Genomic DNA, 23,351 nt, shown 5'->3' with positions numbered 1-23,351 from the left:
AGGCTTGATTTTGCGGTATACCGAAAATTTACATATAGAGCGCATATGTTCGATTTTAGAATAGTTAGACATGTTAAAATATTGTATATAAATGGTTTTATAGGAATTTGAAGGGGGAATATATATGGGTGCTTCTATCACTTATGACGAAGTGGCGATCAAACTGAATGAATGGTATTCAACCATCAAAAAAGATCAAATAACTGATGCAGAATTTTTAAAAGCAGATGTTCAACGACTCTTTGACAGTATGGAAGAAAATCAAACCGTATTATTATATTTTAGTCTGCTGGATTTTCGACATGACTTAATGCTAAGTTACCTCAAACCTAAGTTATCTAGCCGAGAATTAGATGAATATATGGTTCAGATCAATGAGCAGAAACATAAGATTGATCAATCACTTCATGAAGACAAAGATCAAATTGAAAAGATGTTAGATTTTTATTTTTGGTTTTTTAAAGGAATGCACGAATTTAGGAAAAAGCAATTTGACGAGGCGATCAGTTCTTATAAATCTGCTGAAAAAGTTCTCCTGGATATTGAAGACCCTACTGAAAAGGCTGAATTTTACTACAAATTATCAGAAGTGTACTACCACATAGATCAGTATCAAATTTCTGTCATGTATGCACATAAAGCATTGAGTCTATTTACAGAGCAACCATTAATGCAAGAAAAAATAGCCTGGTGTTATTCAGTCATCGCTGGAAATTATCTGTCTAAACTACAATACGCTGATGCACTTACTTACTTTGAAAAATCCCATTCTTTTGCACAGCAGACGAAAAACGAATACCTTATATCCTCTACGATCTTTAACTTAGGCAAGTGTTATTTCCACTTAGAAAAATATACAGATGCCCTGTCCCACTTTGATACTTCTTGTGAACTTTTTGAAAAGAATGAAACATCACATGTTCCAAAAGCCTATTTTAACAAGCTATACACCCTCTTGAAATTAGGACAGGTTGTTCCAGCAGCCGAAACATATGAGAAAGGAGTCTCGGCAGCCCAACAACTGAATGACAAAATTTATGAAGAAGAAATGAAATTTTTATATTGCCTTTATTTTCAATCTAAGACACCAAATGCGATCACAGAGTTAAAACGTTGTCTTGACAATATACAAAGCAAAAATCTTTACGAAGATGTGTACCAACTAGCTTTTGAAGCTGCGCGATACTATAATAAAAGTAGGCAGTTGGAAATTGCTGTCGTTTTTTATGAAAGAGCACTTGAAGCAAAGTCGTTAATTCAAGGAGGGGAATTGTTAAATGTTGAAGAGTAGAATTTTTGTTCCCATCATGCTTGTAACTGTAGCATTAGCGTTACCAATTTTTCATTCTGCTGCTGTCTCACATGAAGTGGCTGACAAAGTGATTACATCGAGTGTAGGGAAAGAAGCTGGAAATACATTATAAGATCAAAGAAACGGTTCTGTGACATCCATTGTCATAGAACCGTTTTTTTAACTAACTGCTTTTGTAAACAACTTAAATCAGTGGTACGATATTGAAAAACATATAATTATTCATTAGGGTTCTTCTTTCAAGGGGGCAAGACAAATGTCTTTCTGGCTACTGCAACCATCCTTACAGTTATTATACTAGGTGTTTCTTTAATCTTTTAAAAAAAGAAGTCATCTTTCCAGTATGGATTTCCATCAGTTTTAATGCTGGTAAGTATCATCTTATTGCTCATAAGCTTTTTTGTGGGAGGATGGGAAGGTTTAGGGTTAGGAGCGATCAGCGTTTCTTTGTTAGTTTCATCAGTTATCACTTTAATTATTACAAGCATTTTGAGTTATTTTAGTGGTATGAAACAAAAATAAAGCTTATGTTTGTGGACATAAGCTTGTTGATTATGCTTTTTTATAGCGAATATACATGTCTCGAATAATTTTTGTAATTACAGAGGTGCACATGCATAAAAAAGTCACCACCCCTACCCAATACATATTTGACATGTCAAACCCAGTATAGGCAAATATAAAAATGGTTGAAGTTATAAATGTGATAGTTAAAACCACATAAACCTTCTTAAAGATTACATAGCCAATAATCCCCCAAGCTAAATACAATAATGGCAATGTGAATAACACAAGCCTCATGGGTTCAAGATAATGTAAGTTAATTTACTCCACACTCCTCGTCAGTTATTTTACAACTTCCAAGCTTGTCATTTCCCAATCCCTATCAGATTTTAGGGATATCTCTTTAGAGTCTTTGCTTTCAATATTATATTCAATAATTCTGCCAATAACTCCATCCTTATCTCTATCAAACATTCTTACCAATGCATAAATCTTGCCGTCTAAAATCTTGACCTCTTCTAAACGTTCGTCATCTGATTTAAAATTAAGTGGAATTTTTTCAGACGATATCTCTTTGAAGTCTCTGTTAAACATTTTAACTTCTCCTTCATGGGATATTATCGTGATTTTATCTTTATCTACATGAGTCTTGTAGATAGTGAATCCCTTATCCATTACAATTTCTCTTTTCGTATCGAGAGTTTTTTTGTCAAGTATGATTAGAATAGAGTTTTTCTTACTATCAACATCGTCATTCAGAGCAATCATTAATTCTTTATCGTTTAAATTATTTAATGATTCATTGTTTTCAGGATAGAAAACAGAGTCAACGTCTAGTGTCTTTCTTTTATCCTTATGACTTTTTGGGTCTATAGAGGATAATATGATATTTTCATCATTGTTCAAAATGGCATATATTTTTTTATTGTCAAATATAGCTGTCCTCAATTCTCCGTTGAATTTGAGTTGCTCTTTACTTTCACTGTCTTCTTCCCAATAAACTAACTCTCCTGCTAATCCATCTTCTACATAGCCAACGTTTACATCATGTAAAACATAGCCATTCGAATAGTTAATAAAAAATGCTCCCTCGTCTTCTGTAGATTTTGAAAGTGATTTTGTTTGTAGATGTTTTACCTTTCCATTATTCTTATCTATCGATACATGATAATTAGACCTATTAGATGAGAAGTACATATTATTATCACTCTGAGTAGACGAAGTGAATCCCACGCAGTCTTTTAATGACACGCTTGATAGCTTACTCCCTGTATCGTTATAGTTTACTATCTCGCATCCCCTATCCATCATCTTTGAATGAATTACAGCAAATTTACTATCTTTCATATTGCTCAATTCTCCCTTAGAAGGGTCTCCCACAACCTCTTCTTTCTTTGAACATGCTGTACATATTAATGCTATGGCACAAGCTGATAAAAGCAACTTAAAGTATTTCATTCAATCATCTCCTTTTAATTTTAAACAAGCAAAGCAATCGGGGAGAATCCCCGACTGCTTATTAACTTACTTTTTATGATGAAAGACCTTCGTGTTGTTAGAGTTAACTAATTCCATCGGCGACACGACTGAATCTTTTTTATTATGGTCAATATCATGACCTTGATTTTTCCAAGCTCTCCAAGCTAATTGAGAGCAATAGAACTTTTTTGTAGTTTTCTTGTCAAAGAAGTTCAAATTGTATGGCTTCTTCTCTTTAGCTTGTTTCTCGGCATATTTAGCCGCATTAATATATTTCGTGTTATTAGACTTCTTCACCCAAAGCCCATAAACCTTCTTTCTAGCAGCCCATGTATTATTGTATTTTCTGACTCCATGCTGTTTAATTGGACTCCAAAGCTTATGCCAAGATTCTACTGTCTGTTTTTTTTCTTGAGAGACAATTGCGGCATGTCCCAAGCCAATTGCAGAACTGCCTGAATTTAAGTCATAACTAACCAACACATCTCCCTTAGTTCCTAATGCCTTGGACTTTGCATTAACATTCATCTTATCTTTCTCTTCATTGTACTTAGGTAGATACTCATCGATCACTCCATCTTTAATGTATTGATCGATATCTTTCTGCGACTCTTCGAATATAGCTTCTGCTTTTGCTTCCGTAGATACAGAGTCATACTCCTTTTTGCTCATCTCATAAAGCTCATTAATCTGTTCAGAGGTCATTCCCTCTGCTTTCATTTCTTCTATTTCTTGCTTGGCTCTTTCATTGTTCATAGAAGGGTATACCTCTTTCGCTTGCGCATTTCCCTCCAATCCAAACCCAGTGAATAATACAGATGCTGACAACAAGGATGTGACAATAACGTTTCGTTTTTTCATATTATTACCTCCAATTCCTTTTTTAGCGTGGTCCACATTTACCATAATAATGGTTAATATGGATCATGTAAACATTACTAGAATTTTAAGGATATTTTAATATCTGATCAATTGACATGTTAAATTTGAGTGAATTTTTACATTAAAAAAGAGACTACTCGTAATAGTCTCCCTTTGAACATAAAGGACGCTTTTTCTTGTCTTGATACCGAAATGTATGAGAAATTAAACATATATCCATTAATCACTGTGATTTCATTGACGATTACATAATTTGAAAAGTAAGAGGTGAATAATTATAACTTTACAAAAAATAACTTTTCTTAAAGATAAAGTGACGTCCTATAATGAATATCCTTTTTGTGTTCCGGTAATAAAAAATTTAGATGAAATCAAAATCACAAACAATGTAACATTTTTTGTTGGTGAAAACGGATCAGGAAAGTCAACTTTACTAGAGTCTATTGCAGATAGTTGTGGTTTTAATATAAATGGTGGTGGCAGAAATAATTTGTATACTAATAATATAGATGAGACTACACTAGGTTCCTATTTGCGTTTATCTTGGCAACCTAAATTAACAAACGGTTTCTTTTTAAGAGCTGAATCTTTCTATAACTTCGCTGCATATTTAGATACTTTAAATCAAGAAAGCGGTGAAGATGTTTATGCTCCTTACGGAGGTACACCACTGCATAAGCAGTCTCATGGAGAATCCTTTTTATCTTTGTTTAATAATCGTTTTAACGGAAAAAGTGCTCTTTATTTACTTGATGAACCAGAATCTCCACTTTCTCCAGCAAGGCAGTTAGGATTATTGAAGATTATTCATGACCTTTCTACAAAGAGTAACTCTCAATTTATAATAGCTACCCACTCTCCAATTTTGTTAGGATATCCGGAAGCAACCATTTTAAATTTTGATGGAAAGAAAATAGAGGAAATACGCTATGAAATGACTGAGCATTATCAAATTACCAAATATTTTTTAGAAAACCGTACAGCTATGTTAGACCATTTGTTAAATGAAGATTGAATTTTTCAATTATTGCTTTAATTATTACCAGCCTTTTAAGAAATAAACCCCATTCTTAAAATGAGAATGGGGTTTATTTCTATTATACTCGCACTGATGTTGCAGGCTGTTCATCCCTTTTATCTACTCGATCCAGCATCTTGATGACTCGCTTGTAATAGCGCCCCGTTTCCTCTAGCTCTTCCCTTGAAACGTCAATTACTAGGACAGGTTTCTTTTTGTCTTGAGATTCAACCAAGACAATGTCACCTTGTTGTATCTGTCCTCTTAGTCTTTTGGGAATATGCCACTTGAAAGGCCTTGGTTTAACCTTCAATTCACCGTTCCTTCTCCAACAATGGAACGCTGTAATTGTATTTTTTTCATTGGTCATGTACACACACTCCCTCTGCGCTTTTACACTAAGGATAATAGAAATTCACACGCGAAACAAACAAGAATTACGCAAGTAGTTATAAATTTCAATTAATGTTACTATGTTGCAAATGTTAGTCGACATTAAATGATTGCCCAATTGAGCTTTAGGAGGGATTTGTTATTTGTGGGCATTGAGATTCTCATTGTGATCTGTATTTCAAGTTCCACGATCGAAAAGAGATTACAAAACATTGAGAAACAAAACGACATCATCATAGAACTTTTAAAAGCAAATGAGCAATAGAAAATATTCAAAATAAAAAAGCAGGCTAGCTCTCCCTGCTTCTTTTTCGTTCCTCATTTGCTTTAATTAACATTAAAGCGGATACCCCTAGAATGAGTAGTCCTATTTCATACAGATTGATTACTACCTCTACAAACAAATGATTCACCTCATTTCTTTTTCTTTGTGTTACCTATTGTTGCAAAGTCATATTCTACATACGCTTTGGCTTGATTCAAAGTTTCATAACCCTAATCAACAACAAACAATACGGCCGTTCCATCTTCGTATTCACTTAGTTGATGAGATACCCAAGATCCCGCACCTCGATTATCTGCTGGAGATATGTATTCTATATCGGCTCCTGCGCCGCCTTCTTCACACATTGCCATAGGGAACTCGTCTCGGTCATATCCTCTTTTTGTTGGTATGTTTTTCAGTGATTCTTCTCTATTTTCATCGGCACCTTCTCTATCAATCGTGCAGACATCTGAAGCTCCCTTCTTTATAGCATTTTTTATGTGTCGTGCTGTTTCTGGATACTTATCAGCCGGAAACTTCAATTTCACATCATACTGAGCATCCTTCACGGTGCTTCTTTTTTGTTAAAAAGACCCAAACACCCATTGACCTCACCAGCACGATCCCCTATAATTCATATTAATATAGTCGGTTTTTAAGACTTTAACTGGAGTGGTGATATATGAAGCGCTGGCCCTCACTGTTTGCCGAACGCTGCCCTAAATGTAAAACAGCATTAGAAGTCTCTAAGTCCAATGCCCTGCAAGGCAAAGTCGTAAAAACATGCCCCAACCTTCATTATCAAAAAGAGTTTCACCCAGCCCTTGAAACATATATCGAGCACGATGACGTCAAATAAAAAAGACCAACACGTTTGCTGGTCCTTTCTTTATAATAAATCCAGCCAAATTTTGACCGCTGTCGCTGTAATCATCACAGCAAGTGCCCATTGCAAGTAGACGGCATTGATTTTCTGACCGACCTTAGCACCAATCGGAGCGGCTATTAAACTTGCCAGCATCAGCACAACCGCAGGAAGAAGCATGACTTGACCCGTCAATATCTTTCCAGTCGATGCGCCAATCGCAGATAGAAACGTAATCGCTAGTGAAGACGCAATCGTCATCCGGACAGGAATTTTTAAAATAGACAGCATCACCGGTACTAATATAAATGCTCCGCCCGCGCCTAGCACCCCGGAAACACTGCCAATCACAAAGGCTATACCTGCCGCAAGTCCTTTATGAAAAGTGACTTCTCCCTCTGCATCTGCACGCTGTCCCTTTTTTGGAATTAGCATAAGAATCACAGCCACAATCGCAAGCAAGCCATAGACGAGATTCATCCCATTCTCTGGCATAAAGTGAGAGACATAACTGCCTAATAAGCTGCCCGCCAATATACTGATCCCCATATATATAATCAAAGTCCGATGTAAAAATCCGCTTTTACGATAGGCCAATACCCCACCTAGCGTCGAAAAAAGCACTTGAATGGCGCCAATCCCTGATACCTCGTGTGCCGATAGTGCCATCACACCGACCAGTGGCGGGATATAAAGCAGCATAGGATAGTTGATCACAGATCCCCCGATCCCCACCATTCCTGATAAGAAGGAACCAATACATCCGATGATAAAAAGTGTAATCAAAAACGCAAAATCCACGCTGGTCTCCTCCTTTGCAAAAGGAAAAGGGGATCTTCAGCAGATACCCCTACATCCTTTAGGACCCTTTTCTCACCCAGAACTTCAGCACATCTCCTTCATCCGTCTGCGTGATCAATTCATGTCCGCTTGACTTCGCCCATGCTGCTAAGTCAGCTTTAGCCCCTTTATCTGTTGCATGTATTTCTAACACTTGACCCTCCGTCAAGTCATTCATTTTTTTCTTCGTCCGAATAATCGGCATTGGGCATGCAAGCCCTGTGACGTCTAATATTTGATCTGATGTCATTTGATTGTTCCTCTCTTCTTATTTTATTGGACATTACCGAATCGCACAACGGTTTGGACCAATTTCCATTTCACGCTGCGCTTCATCATCTGGACTCAGCTTCCCCATATTGGTTTGACGAATGTCTTGATAGGCGTTTGGCAGTGCAGGCAGATTCTTCGTGACCATTTGTCTAAATACGTCATCATCTTCAATATTCAGTCCATGATTTTCTTCAAATAGAACGCCTAGCTCCTTCCAAACGCTTCCGTCTTCATTGACTTCATCCATGATCATGAAATGCGCTGGCAAAACAATGAATTCTTTCGAAAGTGCTCTATATCGGTCATAGAGTGTTTCTCTCAAATCACCTACCCAGTCCTCCGCCATTCCAGCGAGGTCAGGTCTTCCAATCGAATCAACGAACAAAATATCACCTGAAAGAAGATATTGATGATCCACGATAAAGGATGTTGACCCAATCGTATGCCCCGGTGAGTAAAGGGGATGAATGTCAATGGTAGCCGCTCCTATCGTGATGCGCTGCCCTTCTTCAAGTCGGTGATACTCAAAGATCACTTCTTCTGCATCTTTTGGCGGCAGCCAGTAGTTGGCACCAGTCTGTTCAGCCAGTTTTTTCCCGCCAGAAATATGATCTGCATGAAGATGAGTATCCAACACTTGCGTTATAGAGACATGATGCTTTTTAGCAAAACGAATATAAACATCCGTCATTCTAGCTGCATCTACAATTGCGGCTTCTCCATTCGACATGATCATATAAGACAGACATCCCTTGCCCATTCGCACAAATTGATACAGCCCTCCACCGCCGCTTAAATCACCGATCTTCACTGGCTCTAGATGCTCACTCCACGCCTTCATGCCGCCTTCTAAATAATGGACCGTTCTACCCGCCTCTGACAGCATCTCCGCGACCATGATAGAGGAGCCTTCCTTGGCACAAACCACCAACACTTCACGATCATGAGGAATGTCATGCAAAATGCCCTCTACTCCTTCAAGGAGATCAAAATAAGGCACATTCATATGAACGATTGCTTCCCCTTCGATCTTCCAATCCTGAACATCCGTTTGATTTCGCACATCTAGCAAAAAGAGCGGTTCCTTGCTCACGATCTTTTTTGTTAACTGCTCTGCGTTCATCGCTGTTACCGTCATGTTTCATTCAGCTCCTTTTTTCAATCGCTCCTGTCCAGCTATTCATGCCTGGCACGATATTCATCAATTGATGAAATCCTTTTTCTTTTAACTTTTGCGCAGCTAATTCACTTCTTCTGCCTGAATGACAGATCAGGTAAATGTCCGTCTCTCGGCTCAATTCCTCTGCACGTTGTTCAACCTCACCAAGAGGAATATGAACAGCTCCTGGAATATGCCCCGCCTCGTATTCATCAAGCTCTCGCACATCTAAAATAAACAAAGATGGATCTTCTTTTACTTTCTGTTGAAAAGTCTCCAAAGACATTTCCGAAATCATGGACTTCCCTTCTTTCTCTTGTTCTCCGCCCTTACGAATCAAATGATGAAGCACCTGACCTTCTACTGTTGTTCCTAAAAATTCGTGACCGGCACTTTTTGACCATGCCGCTAGATCCGCTGCTGATCCTTTATCGGTAGCTTGCACTTCCAGTACGTCTCCTGGTAAAAGCTCATTCATTTGTTTTTTTGTTTTCACAATCGGCATCGGGCATGCCAATCCTTTTGCATCTAAAATGACAGTTGGTTGCTGCATGTCTTATCCTCCTTCATATAGGGATGGGGGTATATTTTATTGCGCATTTAATGCCAAGTATTCATGCCACCCTTGATGTTTGTAATCTGAGTAAATCCTTGCTTCTTCAATATTTTCGCCGCCTGCATACTTCTCATCCCGCTTTGACATATCACATAGACCTCTTCATTTTTCTCAAGCTGAGAAGCTCGTTTCTTCAAATGAGACAACGGGATGTTTTGAAAGCCTTTGATATGATTTGTTTGAAATTCACTGGGAGAGCGCACATCAATGAGCTGTTGACCTTTGCTTTTCAGCTTCTTTTTCATATGAGCTGCATCCATTTGCTTCACACCTCGAACCGGCAGAAAGCGGCTCACGAGTAATCCAATTACGATGATGAGTAAAATCGTCTGCACCATCCTGCTTCACCTCACTAGATAAATAAATTCACACGTCCGATTTCAGCCTCTGCTAAATATGCCGCTACACCGGCATATTGAATGTCATCTAATAGTTCTTTCTCCTGTAATCCTAAAAGATCCATCGTCATTGTACATGCCACGAGGTTAATATCCTGCTCCTTTGCCATCTCAATGAGCTGCGGCAAGGTCATGGCGTTGTGCTTTTTGATCACATGCTTGATCATTTTCGGCCCCATTCCTGCAAAGTTCATCTTGGACAGCCCCATACGATCAGCCCCGCGCGGCATCATTTTGCCGAACATTTTTTCTAAAAATCCTTTTTTCATCGGTACCATCTCATCCTTACGTAAGGCGTTCAGCCCCCAAAACGTATGGAAAATGGTCACCTCATGATCATAGGCTGCTGCACCATTGGCAATAATGTAAGCTGCCATCGCTTTATCATAATCTCCACTAAATAACACAATCGTCGTGCGTTTTTTCTGTTCTTCCATTCTGCTCCTCCTTCAACAATTACCTATGGGGGTATATAGAAAATAAAAAATATATACATATACCGGTAAGGGTATATTACATCAAGTAAAAAAATCCGTCAACCTCCAAAGGCTGAGGAATTTCTTACCGGCTTTTCACCAATAGCTCAACTGCCTCTTTCACAAGACCCTCCGTATCCTTGCCTTGTTCAAGACTTTCACGAACACATTGCTCAAGATTTGTACTCACAATCACACCCATTGCCCGATCAATGGCATTACGTGATGCAGACAGCTGCGTGACCACCTCGCGGCAATCCTTGCCTTGCTCCATCATCGCAAGAACCCCTTTAATCTGCCCTTCAATCCGGCGAAGACGATTCTTCATCTGCTGATTATATTCCATGAATAAGCACTCCTTTCTATTCTTTCTATGACAGATAGTATACCCTAAGAGGTATTTAGTCAAACGACTTGCCCTTTTCTTTTGTAGAAAACGAATGTGAAAAGAATTGCACATTCCACCATTTATTGATAAAAAGTAAATAATCAACGAACAAGAAATCATTGAAGAAAAGAGGGCAACCCATGACTTTACAGCATTATATTGGATCAAACAAAGAACTGCCGCTTGGGACCATTGGTCAAAATCCTACCTATAAACCACTCTCTGAACTCAATATCAAATTGTTTGATAAAATACAAAAAAAGCACAAAACCTATCAAAAAGAAGATCCTTTGATAGAAGTATTTGAAACAGAAGAGGATTTCGAAGGCATTCACATTGATTATCTAGATCCTGTCTATGAAGCGGTAAGAAACAAATTCACGCATCCTTTTGTTTATGAATTAGAAATCATTCATTCTCTTCGTGCACTTTTTCAATTCATTGAAAAAGTGCTGTCAACAGGAGAAACCATCGAAATCTATTCTTGTCTAGATGAACTCGAAACGAAAGAAAAGGATGATCAATTGGATGTAGAAATTGACCTATGCAAAAAACGGTTTGGGAAACATATCGTTTTTAAAGACATTGATGAACTGATCGCTATGTTTGAATTAGAACACCTACAATATGTGTTAGTGAAGAAATAGAGGAGAATTGACAAGTTACATCAAAATGCTGTGTTATTAGAGATTGTAGAAACGTAACCTTGGTTAAGCAAAGATCAATTGAAGTTATTAATAGAAAAGCGAATATAAATGTAACAGGTAGTTGAAGGAACCAAAATCCCCTCAATTACCTCTTTGCAGATCATCGTAAACTTTTTCAAAAATCTCTATTGGTATTGAATTCTTCGTTGTTTTATCATTACGGTAATTAACCACTATATCAATATGATGTTGCTTTTTTCAAATTCAATAATTGAATTCTCCCATCTATCTCTAACGGAAATAACACAATTACCGTTTTTCTTTTCCTTTTTCTGATAAACATAATCCATTTCATCTCTCCGTTCTCATTATTTTGTATTAGATAAGCGAATAGATGTCGCGTCTCAATTAGAGATACCCAAGAAACATGAATATAAAGAAACTAAATGTCGTGAGCAAGTTTAAAAACGTATAAAGATAATTTCTACCATAAATACTTAATATAATACCAACTGGACCTAAGACATAATTCATTAACCATATTCCGCTTCCATATCCAAATATCCAATTAGGGACCCAAAGTAGAACACCTATTACAAAGCATAGTAATGATAAATGGCTCATTGTTTTTTTAGACATCAGAACTCCCCACATTCTAAAATAGCAACCTATATTTTAACAAAATGATACACTCAAATTCTGACTTAGTCTCTACCCCTTAAGAAATTTAAGATGAAATTAAACTAATGATGAAAAAGCAGGTGACCCATGCCAAACAACCAAACACCCAACCCACTCATCACTGAAAAATCGCCATACCTCCTTCAGCACGCCCACAACCCAGTTCACTGGTACCCGTGGGGGCAAGAAGCCTTTGACAAAGCCAAGCGTGAAAATAAGCCAGTGCTTGTCAGCATCGGTTATGCCACTTGTCACTGGTGCCATGTCATGGCACACGAAAGCTTTGAAGATCAACAAGTCGCTGACATCTTAAATGAGCATTTCATTTCAATCAAAGTCGATCGTGAGGAGCGTCCAGATATCGACTCGATGTATATGTCTGTTTGTCAGATGATGACGGGGCAAGGCGGCTGGCCGCTCAATGTGTTTGTCACGCCTGATCAAAAGCCTTTTTATGCGGGGACGTATTTTCCAAAGAGAAGTGCTTACGGGCGTCCTGGCTTCATCGAGGCACTGACACAGTTGCGGGACGCATATCACAACGACCGCGATCATATCGAATCATTGGCAGAGAAGGCGACAAATAATCTACGAATCAAAGCAGCAGGGCAGACAGAAAGTACGCTCACTCAAGAGGCGATCCACAAAGCCTATTATCAGCTCATGAGCAGCTTTGATACGCTGCACGGCGGATTCGGCTCCGCGCCAAAATTTCCTGCACCTCATATGCTTTCATTCTTGATGCGCTATTACGAATGGACTGGGCAGGAAAATGCGCTATATGCAGTCATGAAAACGTTAGATGGAATGGCAAATGGCGGTATATACGACCATGTCGGTTCAGGTTTTTCTCGTTATTCAACAGACGAAAAATGGCTTGTGCCTCATTTTGAAAAAATGCTGTATGATAACGCCTTGCTGATGGAAGCTTACACAGAAGCGTATCAGCTCACTCAACAACCTGAATACGAAAAGCTTGTCCACCGCCTGATCCACTTTATCAAGCGAGATATGATGAATCCGGGCGGCTCCTTTTATTCAGCGATAGATGCAGATTCTGAAGGGAAAGAAGGACAATATTACGTTTGGTCAAAAGATGAGATCATGACTCATTTAGGCGAGGACCTCGGCGCATTATTCTGCGCTATCTATCACATCACAGAAGAGGGGAACTTTGAAGGGGCGAACATCCCTCATACCATTTCCACCTCTTTTGATGACATCAAAGCCTCTTTTTCGATTGATGACCATGCGCTTCAGTCTAAGCTGCAAGAGGCTCGGCACATTTTACAATCTGTCAGACAGCAGCGACCCGCACCGCTTGTCGATGACAAGGTACTCACATCATGGAATGCACTGATGATCTCATCTCTCGCCAAAGCAGGAAGGGTATTTGGTGCAGAGGAAGCCATCCGTATGGCGAAACAGGCGATGTCTTTTCTAGAAACACACCTCGTCCAACATGATCGTCTCATGGTCCGATATAGAGAAGGTGACGTAAAGCACCTAGGCTTTATCGAGGATTATGCTCATATGCTAAAAGCGTATATGTCTTTATACGAAGCGACCTTTGAATTAGCATGGCTGGAAAAAGCGACAGCCATTGCCAAGAACATGTTTGAGCTGTTTTGGGACAAGGAAAAAGGGGGCTTTTTCTTCTCAGGATCAGATGCGGAAGCGCTCATCGTTCGAGAAAAAGAAGTGTACGACGGCGCCATGCCTTCTGGTAACAGCACCGCACTCAAGCAGCTTCTCATGCTAAGCAGACTGACCGGACGTCAGGATTGGCTGGACACATTAGAGCAGATGTTCAAAGCCTTTTATGTCGATGTCTCTTCCTATCCAAGCGGGCACACAGCGTTTCTGCAAGGGCTCCTCGCTCAATATGCAACGAAAAGAGAAATCATCATTCTCGGAAAAAACGGCGACCCTCAAAAAGAACAGCTTTTACAGGCGCTTCAAAAACGCTTCATGCCATTTGATATCATATTGACTGCCGAAACAGGGGAGGAATTAGCAAAACTCGCGCCCTTTACAAAAAATTACAAAACGATCGATGGCAAAACCACCGTGTATATTTGTGAAAACTACAGCTGCCGCCAGCCAATCACCAATATCGACGAAGCGATGGAACAATTATTCCACGATTGAGTCTGTCACAAGATGACTATGAGAAGACAAAATGAGGACAAACAGATAAAAAACATGTCAATCCGCTAACAAATTGTCTGTACGGTTTTATTTTTCCTAAAAAACGGTTAGAATGCGCACTAGATGTTCTCATACCGAAGGGAGAGAAAATGATGAAAAAGGTATCATACACACTCATCGCTTGTTTGTTATCTGTTGGGCTTGCAGCCTGCTCGTCAAACGATGCCAAACAAGATAAGCAAAACGATTCAGCCAAAAGCAAGGAGACAACACAGGCTGACCAAAAAGAACAGCAAAAGCAAATGGAAGAGATGCAAAAGAAATTAGACGCACAAAAAATCGATGATCAAAAGGTCGTTGCGACCGTCAACCAAGACAAAATCACAGGTAATGAATATAATAGCGCTTTATCGACTATTCAAGGACAGCTTCAGCAATCTGGTCAGGATCCAACATCTAAAGAAGGCGCAAAAGCAGTCAAGAAACAAACCATTGATGCGCTCGTAGGTCAAGAGCTCATTCTGCAAGATGCTGAGAAGAAGGGCATCAAAGCCTCTGACAAGCAGGTAGATAAACAGCTAAAAGAAGAAAAGAAACAATTCAAAGACAACGCTCAATTTGAAGAAGCCCTTAAGAAAAGCGGACTCACCATGGATCAGCTGAAAAGTGACATTGCCGACAGCATCAAATACAGCCAGTATGTCGACAAAGAAATCAAATCAGTGTCCGTCTCTGAAAAGGACGTTAAAGCGTACTATGATAAATACGCTGATGAAATGAAAAAACAAAAGCAAAAAGCACCAGAGTACAAAGAGGTTAAATCACAAATTAAAAAACAGCTAGAATCTCAAGAAAAGCAGAAAGAAGTACAAAAAGAAATTGAAAAACTAAAGAAATCTGCGAAAATTAATGTGTCTCTGTAACAGCTAAGAAAAAATCCGCCATTGTGCGGATTTTTTTCGTTACTTGATGAACTGTTTTTCCAAAATTATGACAAAAGCCTCATCATAAACGTCTCTTCCATCCGATATGATGGGAGTACAAAAGAAAGCGTTATCAATTCTTTTGTCTCTTAAAAAGTACAAGATCAAACGCTGATCTCGTACTTTTGCTTCAGTCAATCGGACAACGACAAGAGGAGGATCTTTATGTTCAAATGGTTTAAACCCGCTCCGCATATCGACAGGCTCGATGATGCCAAAACAGACGAGACGTATAAGCGGCTACGGCTGCAAGTCTTTTTAGGCATCTTTATCGGGTATGCGGGCTACTATTTGCTGCGGAAAAATTTCGCTTTTGCTATTCCGTATCTACAGGAAGAAGGGTTCACGAAAAGTGAATTAGGCTTTGTACTCGCAGCTGTCTCCATCGCTTATGGCTTTAGTAAATTCATCATGGGGATGATCTCAGACCGCTGTAACCCAAGATACTTTTTAGCCACTGGACTCTTTCTATCAGCCCTTATCAATATCCTATTTGTCTCATTTCCATGGGTGACGTCAAGTGTATGGATCATGTTCTTATTCATGTTTTTAAACGGCTGGTTCCAAGGCATGGGGTGGCCGCCATGCGGACGGACGATGGCGCATTGGTTTTCGGTTAGTGAACGCGGAACGAAAATGTCCATATGGAACGTCGCTCACAATATCGGCGGGGGAATTCTTGCACCGCTCATCACCTTAGGGATTGTGCTGTTTGCGACGTGGAAAAGCATCTTTTTCTTCCCTGCCATCATTGCCATTATCGTCTCCTTCGTGATCATTATTCTCGTCCGGGATACCCCGCAATCCGCTGGTCTTCCGCCAATCGAGGAATATCGTAATGACTATCCGGCACAGCAGTATGAAGATCAAGAAAAAGAATTAACAGTGAAAGAGATTTTATTTAAGTATGTACTCAACAATAAATTCCTTTGGTATATCGCCATTGCCAACGTCTTTGTATACTTCGTCCGTTACGGTGTCGTGGACTGGGCGCCGACCTACTTAACAGAAGCAAAGGGCTTTTCACCAGAGCATTCACGCTGGTCATATTTTCTTTATGAATATGCAGGCATTCCAGGCACATTATTGTGCGGCTGGATTAGTGACCGATTCTTTAGAAGCCGCCGTGCACCCGCAGGCGTCCTCTTTATGGCTGGGGTGTTAATTGCGGTGCTTGTTTACTGGTTAAACCCTGCTGGCAATCCAATGGTCGATAACATTGCCCTCATCAGCATCGGCTTTTTAATTTACGGACCTGTCATGCTCATTGGACTTCAAGCCATTGACCTCGCTCCTAAAAAAGCGGCTGGCACTGCGGCTGGACTCACAGGCTTCTTCGGTTATATTGGCGGCTCTGCCTTCGCCAATGCGATGATGGGCGTCGTCGTGGATCATTACGACTGGACAGGAGGCTTCATTTTATTGGTTGGTTCTTGTGTGCTTGCAATTGTCTTCCTAGCGATGACTTGGAATACAGGGAAGCGCGTAGAGCAAGCTTAATGAAAATCACATAAAAGATTCATATCCGCCCAACATGCCCTTTACATCTATTTCTTATGATGGAGGCAGTTACCGTAAAAGGAGGATAAAATATGAAGAAAAGTAGATTACTTGCTTTCTTGTTGCTCTCTTTTGCTTTACTGTCTATTGCGTGGGTGCCGACCACCGTATCAGCACATGAACATCTTTTATCTCCAGATCGTATTCTAACCGTTGCACATCGCGGAGCATCAGGGTATGCACCAGAGCATACCCTGGCTTCTTACAAACTCGCCACAAAGATGAATGCGGATTACCTCGAACTCGACCTTCAAATGACAAAGGATGGACATCTCATCGTCATGCACGATGAAACCGTTGACCGCACCACAAACGGAACGGGCTGGATCAAAGACCTCACACTTGCCGAAATCAAACAGCTTGATGCTGGTACTTGGTTTAATGAAGTCAATCCCGACAGACAAAACGCCAACTATATCGGACAGCGAGTCCTCACATTAGATGAAGTGCTGCGCTATTTCGGTAAACGAGAAAATTATTATATTGAAACAAAAAAACCAGACATCTATCCGCAAATGGAAGAAAAACTATTGGCGACCCTAAAAAAACATCATCTTCTCGGGAAACACACAAGAAAAGGGCAGGTCATTATCCAATCCTTTAGTCAAGACAGCCTGCTAAAACTACAGAAATTAGATCCACGCCTTCCAAAAGTACAGCTATTAGACAGAACACAAATGACGTCCATCACAGATGATCAGCTCGATTTCATCAAATCTTATGCAGTGGGTGTCGGACCGAATTTTAGAGCATTGACACTTGAAAACGTACAGCAGGTCAGAAGCCACGGACTCCTCCTCCACCCATATACGGTCAACAACGAAGCAGATATGACCCGTCTACTGCAATACGGCGTCACCGGTCTTTTCACCAACTTTCCAGATGTCTTTAACCGTGTAAGAGCTTCACTCTAAACAAAAAAAGGCCTTGCGGTCCATCCCGCAAGGCCTTTGATTATTTTACCGTTTGATCAGAAGAAGCTGTTTCGATCGGCTTCCGTTTCCCGATCCCAAAGACATAAAAGCTAAGCGCTACTACAATCAAGAACCCAATTGCCACAATTAGAGAAATACGCGTATCCTGATTAATGAGCATAAATACAAGCACCATCAATAAGAAACCGATTGTAAGATAATTAGAAAACGGCGCTAGCGGCATTTTGAATGGATGCTGATCAAGCGCAGATCCCTTCGCCTTTCTAAAGCCGATATGACTAATCAAAATCACAAACCATGGCACCATACCAGGAAGTACACTCGCACTATACACATAGACGAAAATGTTTGGTGGCGCAACATAATTGAGGACAACTCCTACCGCTAGACCAATCAGCACAGCGAATGTCCCAAAATACGGCACACCATTCTTTGAAATTTTGGTGAAGAAAGCAGGCGCCTGTCCATTCACACCTAATGTATAAAGCATACGTCCCGCACTGAAAATCCCACTATTACAGCCGGACATCGCTGCTGTAATGACGACAAAGTTAATAATACCAGCGGCTGCTGTAATCCCAATTTTCGCAAACGTCGCCACAAATGGACTGCCAAGGGTATTCAGCTGATCCCAAGGATACACTGTCACAATGACAAAGATCGCACCGATATAGAAAATCAAAATACGCCAGATGATACTTTTGATGGCATTGGTCAGCGTCTTTTCTGGATTTTGTGCTTCACCTGCTGTAATCCCAATCAGCTCTACACCCTGATAGGCAGCAATGACGAGCGACAATGCAAACAAGAATCCGCTAAATCCACCTGTAAAGAACCCGCCGTGCGCCCACAGATTAGACAAGCCAATAGGCGTCCCGCCATTTCCAAATCCAAAGAAAATAATGCCTAGACCTGCAATGATCATTAAAATAATCGTCACAATCTTGATCATTGCAAACCAAAATTCGAACTCACCGAACGATTTAACCGAAATCAAGTTGGCCGCTCCCAAAATAATCATCGCAATTAATCCTGGAATCCACGCTGGCAGCTCTGGAAACCAATATTTCATATAAGCGCCTACGGCAATAATTTCCGACATCCCGACAATGACCCACTGGAACCAGTTACTCCAAGCTGTCATATACCCCGCAAGCGGATGAATATATTGATGACCAAATGTAGCAAATGAACCTGTACTCGGTTCAACGTATAACATTTCTCCCATCGCACGCATAATAAAAAAGATAAAGATACCACATACTGCGTACGCGAGAAGAACCGATGGACCTGTCCATTGAATGGCCTTGGCTGACCCCATAAATAAGCCAACACCAATCGTGCCGCCAAGTGCGATCATTTGAATATGGCGGGCACTTAACCCTCTCTTTAATTCCTTTTGAGCCACTTTTCTTCCCCCTCATCAACAAACAACATAAAAAATAAAAATCAGAATGTTCATTCTAATTGAGAAACATCAATCTTTCGACGAAATTGCCTCTCCATCACGGCACGTAATATTTCTTCCTTCGATTTAAAATGATGATAAATAGCCCCTTTAGACATGTTCAATTCTTGGATGATATCCTGCAAACTCGTCTTTTCAAATCCTTTTTCCTGAAACAGCTTCGTCGACACATCTAAAATTTGCTTGATTGTCTTTTCTGGATATTTATTTCTGGCCAAATAAAACGCCCCCTTTTACATACCGACCGTTGGTATGTATATTTGTATTTTTCATTATAAACTGTTCTTAAAGATTTGTATAGAATAAAAAAAAAGACCGCTCACACGGTCTCTTCAAGTACAAATTGTAAATTTTTCAACACTAGAAAATGAAAATATTGTTCGATAAACTTGGGTAACTAGATGATGCGGGGAAGGTATATTACTAACGGTGACTCTCGATGTTAGATAAAAATTCTCTAAAATCAGCTGCGATTTCCTTCGATTTCGTATGATGCAAATAATGGCCGCCTTTGAAAGTAACTACTTTTCCGCGATCTACATTTTTCAGTAGATCTTCATGCATTGGTTTCCAGCTTGGTGTTTCTTCCTCCGTTTGATCCGCTAGATAGAAAACAACGGGGAGATTCTTAGGCAAATGTAATCGTTGAGCGTTTTTAAAATTGTTTCTAAAGTTTTCTGCCTCACTAGCTTGGCTTTCATTCAAGAAATTTTGAAAGGTCAGCATTTTGATCTGATCTTTCGTTTGATCATCCACTTTAGGCATCAACAGTTGATCTGGATTCATTTTCACTATCAATCTGTAAAAGCCGGATTGATGAAGCAGCTGTAAGCTGGAGACTGGCAATTCATCTGCATCCTCCTGCTTAGGAACACTGCTGTCAATTCCAACAAACGCTTGGACTTCTTTTTCATATTGATTCACATATTCTAATCCATAAATGCCAGAGATCGAATGACCCATCAACGTATACTTTTTAATGTTAAGCTTCTGCAAACATTCATGAATCTCATCTACAATGTTTTGACTTGTCCGTACTTTATCTGTATCGTCACTTAAACCATATCCAAATGGTTCAATCACTACGACTCTATAATAAGGTGATAATTCATCTACTAGAGGCTTGAAATCTAGCACTGGTGAAGCAGTTCCATAGCCTGGGAGAAGTACAATCGTTTCTTTCCCATCGCCTTGAATGAGCACATTCATTTGCTTCCCATCCACCAAGACCTTTTGCCCATAAGCTTCTATTTTCCCCTTCTCCCGTTCATTACTAATGAGGTTTACAAAATAAACAGTAGCTAGAAAAACAACCATGACCGTGATAATGGTGCCTATGGAGATCAGCATGATTCTCAATATTTTTTTCATTGGTTTTCTCTTCCCTTCATGATGAAGAACTCTAGCCTACATCCCTCGATGAAAATTAATATTTTCTTTCACAATAGATGATGCCGATTGTATTTGCGCAAACACTTGATACATACATAAAAGTAATCGCTATATAAAACCATTCTGTTGGAGATGAAAATTGATGGACTAAAGATTGAATGATAACAACTAATAGATAAGCTAAAGCAACACCTACAATAGAAAAACTTCCTGCTTTCGCTAGAATAAATTGACCTCGTTCATCATGTTTATATTCACGGTTTTTCTTAAATTGAAAGGCCGTGCTTAAAATAGAAAGGATAATCAAAGAATAAAGAATGATCGTCGTCATCATTGTGGTTCCTCCTTGTCGACCTCTTGAAATACGTCATACAAATCAACTTCAAATGTCCTAGCAATTTGAAAGGCTAATTTTAAAGACAAAGAATATTTACCATTTTCAATCGCTGCCACAGTTTGACGAGTCACACCTAACTTCTCTGCCAAATCCTTTTGTGTCCAGTCTCTTTCTGCCCGTAATACCTTAATTCGATTTTTAATCTCCATTTGAAATCCCTTTCTTAAAGGATGATTTATTTAACAATATGTTAAAAATTATTAACATTATGTTAATTAATAATAACCTCTTTTCTTCTGTATGTCAATTTCACCAGATGCAAAAAAATAAGAATCATCCATTTTGAAAGTCTTACCTCAAAATGAATGATTCTCTAAAAATGATGTGATCATCTGAATTAGAACACTTTCCTCTGGTAAATCGCAGTAGAAAGTCCCCAAGACAGCAAGTAGATGAGCATAATCAGCACAGTTGATCCCGTATATAAAATAGGGATCGATAAATTCATCATAAAATCAGTGACCCCACTGAATTGCTCTGCTAAATAGAGAACAACTGGCGGTCCCATAGCAGATAATAGGATAAAGCCAATGAGCACTGCCGTTGTGATATAACCAGGCTTTAAGATATAAAACAATGGAAACGTACACGCCGCGAACAATAAAAACAACCCGCTGCCAAGAGCAATATCCGTCATCGAAAACAGCTTCCCAAAACTAAATAAAGCAACACTTGTCAGCCCGATCGCAATGACCATATAAAAAACGGCACCAAGATAACGAGATGCAATAATTTCATTCCGTGTATAAGGCAAAGAATTTAATAGAATATTCGTTTCTGCCTTCTCATCATAAGCGTATGTGTTAAATGGAATGAAGACACTAGCGACTAGAAACGTCAATACTGGATGGACATCCATGAAAATAAAAAATAAGATAAACGGAATAAAAATAAGTAACTGCTTCTTTTGCAAAATCACATCACGCTTAATTAAATGATACATGCGCAACCCCGCCTTTCAAATAAAACATGATATCCTCAAGCGACGCCGGTTCAATCACAACAGCATCCCCAAAAATAAGTTTCACCTCATCAATCCGATCTGTTAATGCTTCAAATCCGGCTGCCGTACGCTGAATATGGATAAACGCCTTTTCTGTGTCTCGATCCAATAAATCCAGGCTCCCCTTCACCAGCGCATAATTCTCCGCCACCTCATGAATCGACTGTTGAAAGACCAATCTTCCATTTTGTATAAACGCAATATAATCCGCAATGCGATCTAAATCAGTCGTCATATGCGTCGAGAAAAAGATCGTTCGATTTCCATCAATCATCAATTCTTGTAACGTGCCGAGCAGCTCTCTTCTAAAGACCGGATCCAACCCAGCAGTTGGTTCATCCATGATAATCAGCTCGGCATGATGCGACAGCGCAATCGCAAGTGACGCCTTCATCTGCATCCCTTTTGAAAATGTTTTGATCGCTTTATTCAACGGCAGACCAAACTGTTCAATATATTGATAAAAAAGCTGGTCATCCCAGCGTTTATAGGCAGGTGCCACAATTCGTTTAATGTCCTTTAAATTCAATCCTGGGAAAAAAACGTTAGCATCGTAAACAAAGCCGATTCGTTCCTTAATCTCTTTTTCATGGGTGCGGTAATCTAATCCGAAGATTTTAATCTCACCCGAATCTGGTTTTAATAAATTCATAATCATTTTAATCGTAGTCGACTTACCAGCGCCATTTTCTCCAATAAACCCTGTAACAAAGCCTTTTTTGACCTGTAAATCAAGATTCTGAACAGAAAAGTCCTTGAATCGTTTTGATACTCCTTTGAATTCAATCACGTGCTCCACTCATCTCACTCCTCATACAAGAACTTTAATAACTGCTGCAATTCATCAAAAGATAAGCCTAATTCCTTGCCGTTTGTAACAACTGCTCCAAGCTGTTCCTCAATCACCTTCAATTTCTTCTCTCTCATGACCTCTAGGTTTTGCTCGGCAACAAATGATCCCTTACCGACAATCGAATAAATAAATCCTGCCTTCTCTAACTCTTCATATGCCCGCTTTGTTGTGATGACGCTGATTTGCAAATCCTTCGCCAGCTTTCGAATAGACGGTAGTGCCGCGCCTTCCGCCAGCTCACCCGTTAAAATCATCGATTTAATTTGATTCGTAATTTGCTCATAGATGGGCTCCTTAGAGTGGTTTGAAATCGTAATTTGCATATAAAAACCTCTTTTTTTCTGTACTAGTGTTTGGAACGAAATATTGTATATACACTATATATACATTATATACACATTGAAAGAATAATC

At 39.5% G+C, this 23,351-nt stretch carries 28 protein-coding genes and 4 pseudogenes; 11 read left to right on the top strand and 21 right to left on the bottom strand.

The window, feature by feature from the left end; translation table 11 throughout:
- The first annotated feature begins 124 nt into the window (after positions 1 to 124).
- From CKW02_RS01285 to CKW02_RS20420, 3 genes are all read left to right on the top strand, one after another.
- Positions 125 to 1,291, top strand: coding sequence for a Rap family tetratricopeptide repeat protein (locus CKW02_RS01285; protein WP_003217146.1), 1,167 nt, complete (start codon positions 125 to 127; stop codon positions 1,289 to 1,291).
- Complete coding sequence (locus CKW02_RS20110) at positions 1,278 to 1,424, top strand: hypothetical protein (protein ID WP_003216938.1); 147 nt, start codon at positions 1,278 to 1,280, stop codon at positions 1,422 to 1,424. The genes CKW02_RS01285 and CKW02_RS20110 overlap by 14 nt, the downstream gene beginning before the upstream one ends.
- A gap of 251 nt (positions 1,425 to 1,675) precedes the next feature.
- Complete coding sequence (locus CKW02_RS20420; protein ID WP_080550340.1) at positions 1,676 to 1,834, top strand: YesK family protein; 159 nt, start codon at positions 1,676 to 1,678, stop codon at positions 1,832 to 1,834.
- 30 nt (positions 1,835 to 1,864) lie between these two features.
- Here CKW02_RS20420 and CKW02_RS01275 read toward each other — a convergent pair whose 3' ends face one another.
- From CKW02_RS01275 to CKW02_RS01265, 3 genes are all read right to left on the bottom strand, one after another.
- A complete protein-coding gene (locus CKW02_RS01275) occupies positions 1,865 to 2,113 on the bottom strand; it encodes a DUF2651 family protein (protein ID WP_144472471.1) in 249 nt (82 codons plus the stop codon).
- 45 nt (positions 2,114 to 2,158) lie between these two features.
- Positions 2,159 to 3,274 (bottom strand): hypothetical protein, encoded by a 1,116-nt coding sequence (locus CKW02_RS01270; protein WP_003217125.1) that lies wholly within the window; start codon positions 3,272 to 3,274, stop codon positions 2,159 to 2,161.
- A gap of 66 nt (positions 3,275 to 3,340) precedes the next feature.
- Positions 3,341 to 4,156, bottom strand: coding sequence for a hypothetical protein (locus CKW02_RS01265; RefSeq protein ID WP_003217246.1), 816 nt, complete (start codon positions 4,154 to 4,156; stop codon positions 3,341 to 3,343).
- Between the two features lie 298 nt (positions 4,157 to 4,454).
- On the opposite strand from CKW02_RS01265, the gene CKW02_RS01260 reads away from it, so the two are divergent.
- On the top strand, positions 4,455 to 5,192 hold the full coding sequence (locus tag CKW02_RS01260) for an AAA family ATPase (protein WP_034620729.1): 738 nt from the start codon (positions 4,455 to 4,457) through the stop codon (positions 5,190 to 5,192).
- Between the two features lie 82 nt (positions 5,193 to 5,274).
- Here the strand turns inward: CKW02_RS01260 and CKW02_RS01255 are convergent, their stop codons facing one another.
- Complete coding sequence (locus CKW02_RS01255; protein WP_034620732.1) at positions 5,275 to 5,565, bottom strand: DUF5839 family protein; 291 nt, start codon at positions 5,563 to 5,565, stop codon at positions 5,275 to 5,277.
- 518 nt (positions 5,566 to 6,083) lie between these two features.
- Positions 6,084 to 6,386, bottom strand: a pseudogene (locus CKW02_RS01250) (NucA/NucB deoxyribonuclease domain-containing protein); the annotation flags it as partial.
- 149 nt (positions 6,387 to 6,535) lie between these two features.
- On the opposite strand from CKW02_RS01250, the gene CKW02_RS20215 reads away from it, so the two are divergent.
- Positions 6,536 to 6,712, top strand: a complete 177-nt coding sequence (locus CKW02_RS20215; RefSeq protein WP_003216908.1) for a hypothetical protein — start codon at positions 6,536 to 6,538, stop codon at positions 6,710 to 6,712.
- Positions 6,713 to 6,742: 30 nt separating this feature from the next.
- Here CKW02_RS20215 and CKW02_RS01245 read toward each other — a convergent pair whose 3' ends face one another.
- The 7 genes from CKW02_RS01245 to CKW02_RS01215 all read right to left on the bottom strand — a co-directional run bounded on the left by CKW02_RS01245 (position 6,743) and on the right by CKW02_RS01215 (position 10,826).
- Positions 6,743 to 7,519, bottom strand: coding sequence for a sulfite exporter TauE/SafE family protein (locus CKW02_RS01245; RefSeq protein ID WP_003217157.1), 777 nt, complete (start codon positions 7,517 to 7,519; stop codon positions 6,743 to 6,745).
- 58 nt (positions 7,520 to 7,577) lie between these two features.
- The gene (locus CKW02_RS01240) at positions 7,578 to 7,808 is read right to left on the bottom strand and encodes a sulfurtransferase TusA family protein (protein ID WP_003216954.1); all 231 of its coding nucleotides are present in this window, start codon (positions 7,806 to 7,808) and stop codon (positions 7,578 to 7,580) included.
- A gap of 33 nt (positions 7,809 to 7,841) precedes the next feature.
- Positions 7,842 to 8,969 (bottom strand): MBL fold metallo-hydrolase, encoded by a 1,128-nt coding sequence (locus CKW02_RS01235; RefSeq protein ID WP_003217038.1) that lies wholly within the window; start codon positions 8,967 to 8,969, stop codon positions 7,842 to 7,844.
- A gap of 7 nt (positions 8,970 to 8,976) precedes the next feature.
- Positions 8,977 to 9,543: a sulfurtransferase TusA family protein gene (locus CKW02_RS01230; RefSeq protein ID WP_003217082.1), complete on the bottom strand. Its 567-nt coding sequence runs from the start codon at positions 9,541 to 9,543 to the stop codon at positions 8,977 to 8,979.
- Between the two features lie 47 nt (positions 9,544 to 9,590).
- The gene (locus tag CKW02_RS01225; protein WP_034620735.1) at positions 9,591 to 9,944 is read right to left on the bottom strand and encodes a rhodanese-like domain-containing protein; all 354 of its coding nucleotides are present in this window, start codon (positions 9,942 to 9,944) and stop codon (positions 9,591 to 9,593) included.
- Between the two features lie 14 nt (positions 9,945 to 9,958).
- Complete coding sequence (locus CKW02_RS01220) at positions 9,959 to 10,441, bottom strand: DsrE/DsrF/DrsH-like family protein (protein ID WP_003216959.1); 483 nt, start codon at positions 10,439 to 10,441, stop codon at positions 9,959 to 9,961.
- Positions 10,442 to 10,565: 124 nt separating this feature from the next.
- Entirely contained in the window at positions 10,566 to 10,826 is a 261-nt protein-coding gene (locus CKW02_RS01215; RefSeq protein WP_003217059.1) for a metal-sensitive transcriptional regulator, read from the bottom strand.
- Between the two features lie 182 nt (positions 10,827 to 11,008).
- Between CKW02_RS01215 and CKW02_RS01210 the strand changes: the two genes are divergently transcribed.
- Positions 11,009 to 11,515 (top strand): hypothetical protein, encoded by a 507-nt coding sequence (locus tag CKW02_RS01210; RefSeq protein ID WP_003217126.1) that lies wholly within the window; start codon positions 11,009 to 11,011, stop codon positions 11,513 to 11,515.
- Positions 11,516 to 11,656: 141 nt separating this feature from the next.
- Here CKW02_RS01210 and CKW02_RS20415 read toward each other — a convergent pair.
- A pseudogene (locus CKW02_RS20415) lies at positions 11,657 to 11,865 on the bottom strand (hypothetical protein).
- 418 nt (positions 11,866 to 12,283) lie between these two features.
- Here CKW02_RS20415 and CKW02_RS20410 point away from each other — a divergent pair.
- The 5 genes and pseudogenes from CKW02_RS20410 to CKW02_RS01180 all read left to right on the top strand — a co-directional run.
- Positions 12,284 to 12,775: pseudogene (locus tag CKW02_RS20410) on the top strand (thioredoxin domain-containing protein); the annotation flags it as partial.
- An 84-nt stretch (positions 12,776 to 12,859) separates the two neighbouring features.
- Positions 12,860 to 14,347: a thioredoxin domain-containing protein gene (locus tag CKW02_RS20645; RefSeq protein ID WP_308218263.1), complete on the top strand. Its 1,488-nt coding sequence runs from the start codon at positions 12,860 to 12,862 to the stop codon at positions 14,345 to 14,347.
- Between the two features lie 152 nt (positions 14,348 to 14,499).
- On the top strand, positions 14,500 to 15,270 hold the full coding sequence (locus CKW02_RS01190) for a SurA N-terminal domain-containing protein (protein WP_034620738.1): 771 nt from the start codon (positions 14,500 to 14,502) through the stop codon (positions 15,268 to 15,270).
- A gap of 225 nt (positions 15,271 to 15,495) precedes the next feature.
- Complete coding sequence (glpT, locus tag CKW02_RS01185; protein WP_003217195.1) at positions 15,496 to 16,830, top strand: glycerol-3-phosphate transporter; 1,335 nt, start codon at positions 15,496 to 15,498, stop codon at positions 16,828 to 16,830.
- A gap of 92 nt (positions 16,831 to 16,922) precedes the next feature.
- The gene (locus tag CKW02_RS01180; protein WP_003217121.1) at positions 16,923 to 17,804 is read left to right on the top strand and encodes a glycerophosphodiester phosphodiesterase; all 882 of its coding nucleotides are present in this window, start codon (positions 16,923 to 16,925) and stop codon (positions 17,802 to 17,804) included.
- A gap of 40 nt (positions 17,805 to 17,844) precedes the next feature.
- Here CKW02_RS01180 and CKW02_RS01175 read toward each other — a convergent pair whose 3' ends face one another.
- The 8 genes and pseudogenes from CKW02_RS01175 to CKW02_RS01140 all read right to left on the bottom strand — a co-directional run bounded on the left by CKW02_RS01175 (position 17,845) and on the right by CKW02_RS01140 (position 23,261).
- Positions 17,845 to 19,233: an amino acid permease gene (locus CKW02_RS01175; RefSeq protein WP_003216910.1), complete on the bottom strand. Its 1,389-nt coding sequence runs from the start codon at positions 19,231 to 19,233 to the stop codon at positions 17,845 to 17,847.
- Positions 19,234 to 19,313: 80 nt separating this feature from the next.
- Positions 19,314 to 19,511: pseudogene (locus CKW02_RS01170) on the bottom strand (TetR/AcrR family transcriptional regulator); the annotation flags it as partial.
- Between the two features lie 205 nt (positions 19,512 to 19,716).
- Positions 19,717 to 20,664, bottom strand: coding sequence for an alpha/beta fold hydrolase (locus tag CKW02_RS01165; RefSeq protein WP_003217041.1), 948 nt, complete (start codon positions 20,662 to 20,664; stop codon positions 19,717 to 19,719).
- A 55-nt stretch (positions 20,665 to 20,719) separates the two neighbouring features.
- Entirely contained in the window at positions 20,720 to 21,019 is a 300-nt protein-coding gene (locus CKW02_RS01160; protein WP_003217102.1) for a hypothetical protein, read from the bottom strand.
- Entirely contained in the window at positions 21,016 to 21,231 is a 216-nt protein-coding gene (locus CKW02_RS01155) for a helix-turn-helix transcriptional regulator (RefSeq protein WP_003217221.1), read from the bottom strand. Before CKW02_RS01155 ends, CKW02_RS01160 begins: the two co-directional genes overlap by 4 nt.
- Positions 21,232 to 21,419: 188 nt before the next feature.
- Entirely contained in the window at positions 21,420 to 22,025 is a 606-nt protein-coding gene (locus CKW02_RS01150; protein WP_003216994.1) for an ABC-2 transporter permease, read from the bottom strand.
- Positions 22,009 to 22,884, bottom strand: a complete 876-nt coding sequence (locus tag CKW02_RS01145; RefSeq protein ID WP_003216953.1) for an ABC transporter ATP-binding protein — start codon at positions 22,882 to 22,884, stop codon at positions 22,009 to 22,011. The genes CKW02_RS01150 and CKW02_RS01145 overlap by 17 nt, the downstream gene beginning before the upstream one ends.
- Before the next feature lie 5 nt (positions 22,885 to 22,889).
- The gene (locus tag CKW02_RS01140) at positions 22,890 to 23,261 is read right to left on the bottom strand and encodes a GntR family transcriptional regulator (protein ID WP_003217079.1); all 372 of its coding nucleotides are present in this window, start codon (positions 23,259 to 23,261) and stop codon (positions 22,890 to 22,892) included.
- Positions 23,262 to 23,351 lie beyond the last annotated feature (90 nt).

The organism is Bacillus pumilus, assembly GCF_900186955.1.
In the GTDB taxonomy this organism is placed as follows: Bacteria; Bacillota; Bacilli; order Bacillales; family Bacillaceae; genus Bacillus; species Bacillus pumilus.
This window is presented reverse-complemented; position numbering and strand designations above follow the sequence as displayed.

Excerpts from the sequence above, each read along its gene's own strand:
- CKW02_RS01285 (WP_003217146.1), top strand. The coding sequence starts at position 125 with ATGGGTGCTTCTATCACTTATGACGAAGTGGCGATCAAACTGAATGAA.
- CKW02_RS20110 (WP_003216938.1), top strand. The coding sequence starts at position 1,278 with ATGTTGAAGAGTAGAATTTTTGTTCCCATCATGCTTGTAACTGTAGCA.
- CKW02_RS20420 (WP_080550340.1), top strand. The coding sequence starts at position 1,676 with ATGCTGGTAAGTATCATCTTATTGCTCATAAGCTTTTTTGTGGGAGGA.
- CKW02_RS01275 (WP_144472471.1), bottom strand. The coding sequence starts at position 2,113 with ATGAGGCTTGTGTTATTCACATTGCCATTATTGTATTTAGCTTGGGGG.
- CKW02_RS01270 (WP_003217125.1), bottom strand. The coding sequence starts at position 3,274 with ATGAAATACTTTAAGTTGCTTTTATCAGCTTGTGCCATAGCATTAATA.
- CKW02_RS01265 (WP_003217246.1), bottom strand. The coding sequence starts at position 4,156 with ATGAAAAAACGAAACGTTATTGTCACATCCTTGTTGTCAGCATCTGTA.
- CKW02_RS01255 (WP_034620732.1), bottom strand. The coding sequence starts at position 5,565 with ATGACCAATGAAAAAAATACAATTACAGCGTTCCATTGTTGGAGAAGG.
- CKW02_RS20215 (WP_003216908.1), top strand. The coding sequence starts at position 6,536 with ATGAAGCGCTGGCCCTCACTGTTTGCCGAACGCTGCCCTAAATGTAAA.
- CKW02_RS01240 (WP_003216954.1), bottom strand. The coding sequence starts at position 7,808 with ATGACATCAGATCAAATATTAGACGTCACAGGGCTTGCATGCCCAATG.
- CKW02_RS01235 (WP_003217038.1), bottom strand. The coding sequence starts at position 8,969 with ATGACGGTAACAGCGATGAACGCAGAGCAGTTAACAAAAAAGATCGTG.
- CKW02_RS01230 (WP_003217082.1), bottom strand. The coding sequence starts at position 9,543 with ATGCAGCAACCAACTGTCATTTTAGATGCAAAAGGATTGGCATGCCCG.
- CKW02_RS01225 (WP_034620735.1), bottom strand. The coding sequence starts at position 9,944 with ATGGTGCAGACGATTTTACTCATCATCGTAATTGGATTACTCGTGAGC.
- CKW02_RS01220 (WP_003216959.1), bottom strand. The coding sequence starts at position 10,441 with ATGGAAGAACAGAAAAAACGCACGACGATTGTGTTATTTAGTGGAGAT.
- CKW02_RS01215 (WP_003217059.1), bottom strand. The coding sequence starts at position 10,826 with ATGGAATATAATCAGCAGATGAAGAATCGTCTTCGCCGGATTGAAGGG.
- CKW02_RS01210 (WP_003217126.1), top strand. The coding sequence starts at position 11,009 with ATGACTTTACAGCATTATATTGGATCAAACAAAGAACTGCCGCTTGGG.
- CKW02_RS20645 (WP_308218263.1), top strand. The coding sequence starts at position 12,860 with ATGAGCAGCTTTGATACGCTGCACGGCGGATTCGGCTCCGCGCCAAAA.
- CKW02_RS01190 (WP_034620738.1), top strand. The coding sequence starts at position 14,500 with ATGAAAAAGGTATCATACACACTCATCGCTTGTTTGTTATCTGTTGGG.
- glpT (WP_003217195.1), top strand. The coding sequence starts at position 15,496 with ATGTTCAAATGGTTTAAACCCGCTCCGCATATCGACAGGCTCGATGAT.
- CKW02_RS01180 (WP_003217121.1), top strand. The coding sequence starts at position 16,923 with ATGAAGAAAAGTAGATTACTTGCTTTCTTGTTGCTCTCTTTTGCTTTA.
- CKW02_RS01165 (WP_003217041.1), bottom strand. The coding sequence starts at position 20,664 with ATGAAAAAAATATTGAGAATCATGCTGATCTCCATAGGCACCATTATC.
- CKW02_RS01160 (WP_003217102.1), bottom strand. The coding sequence starts at position 21,019 with ATGATGACGACGATCATTCTTTATTCTTTGATTATCCTTTCTATTTTA.
- CKW02_RS01155 (WP_003217221.1), bottom strand. The coding sequence starts at position 21,231 with ATGGAGATTAAAAATCGAATTAAGGTATTACGGGCAGAAAGAGACTGG.
- CKW02_RS01150 (WP_003216994.1), bottom strand. The coding sequence starts at position 22,025 with ATGTATCATTTAATTAAGCGTGATGTGATTTTGCAAAAGAAGCAGTTA.
- CKW02_RS01140 (WP_003217079.1), bottom strand. The coding sequence starts at position 23,261 with ATGCAAATTACGATTTCAAACCACTCTAAGGAGCCCATCTATGAGCAA.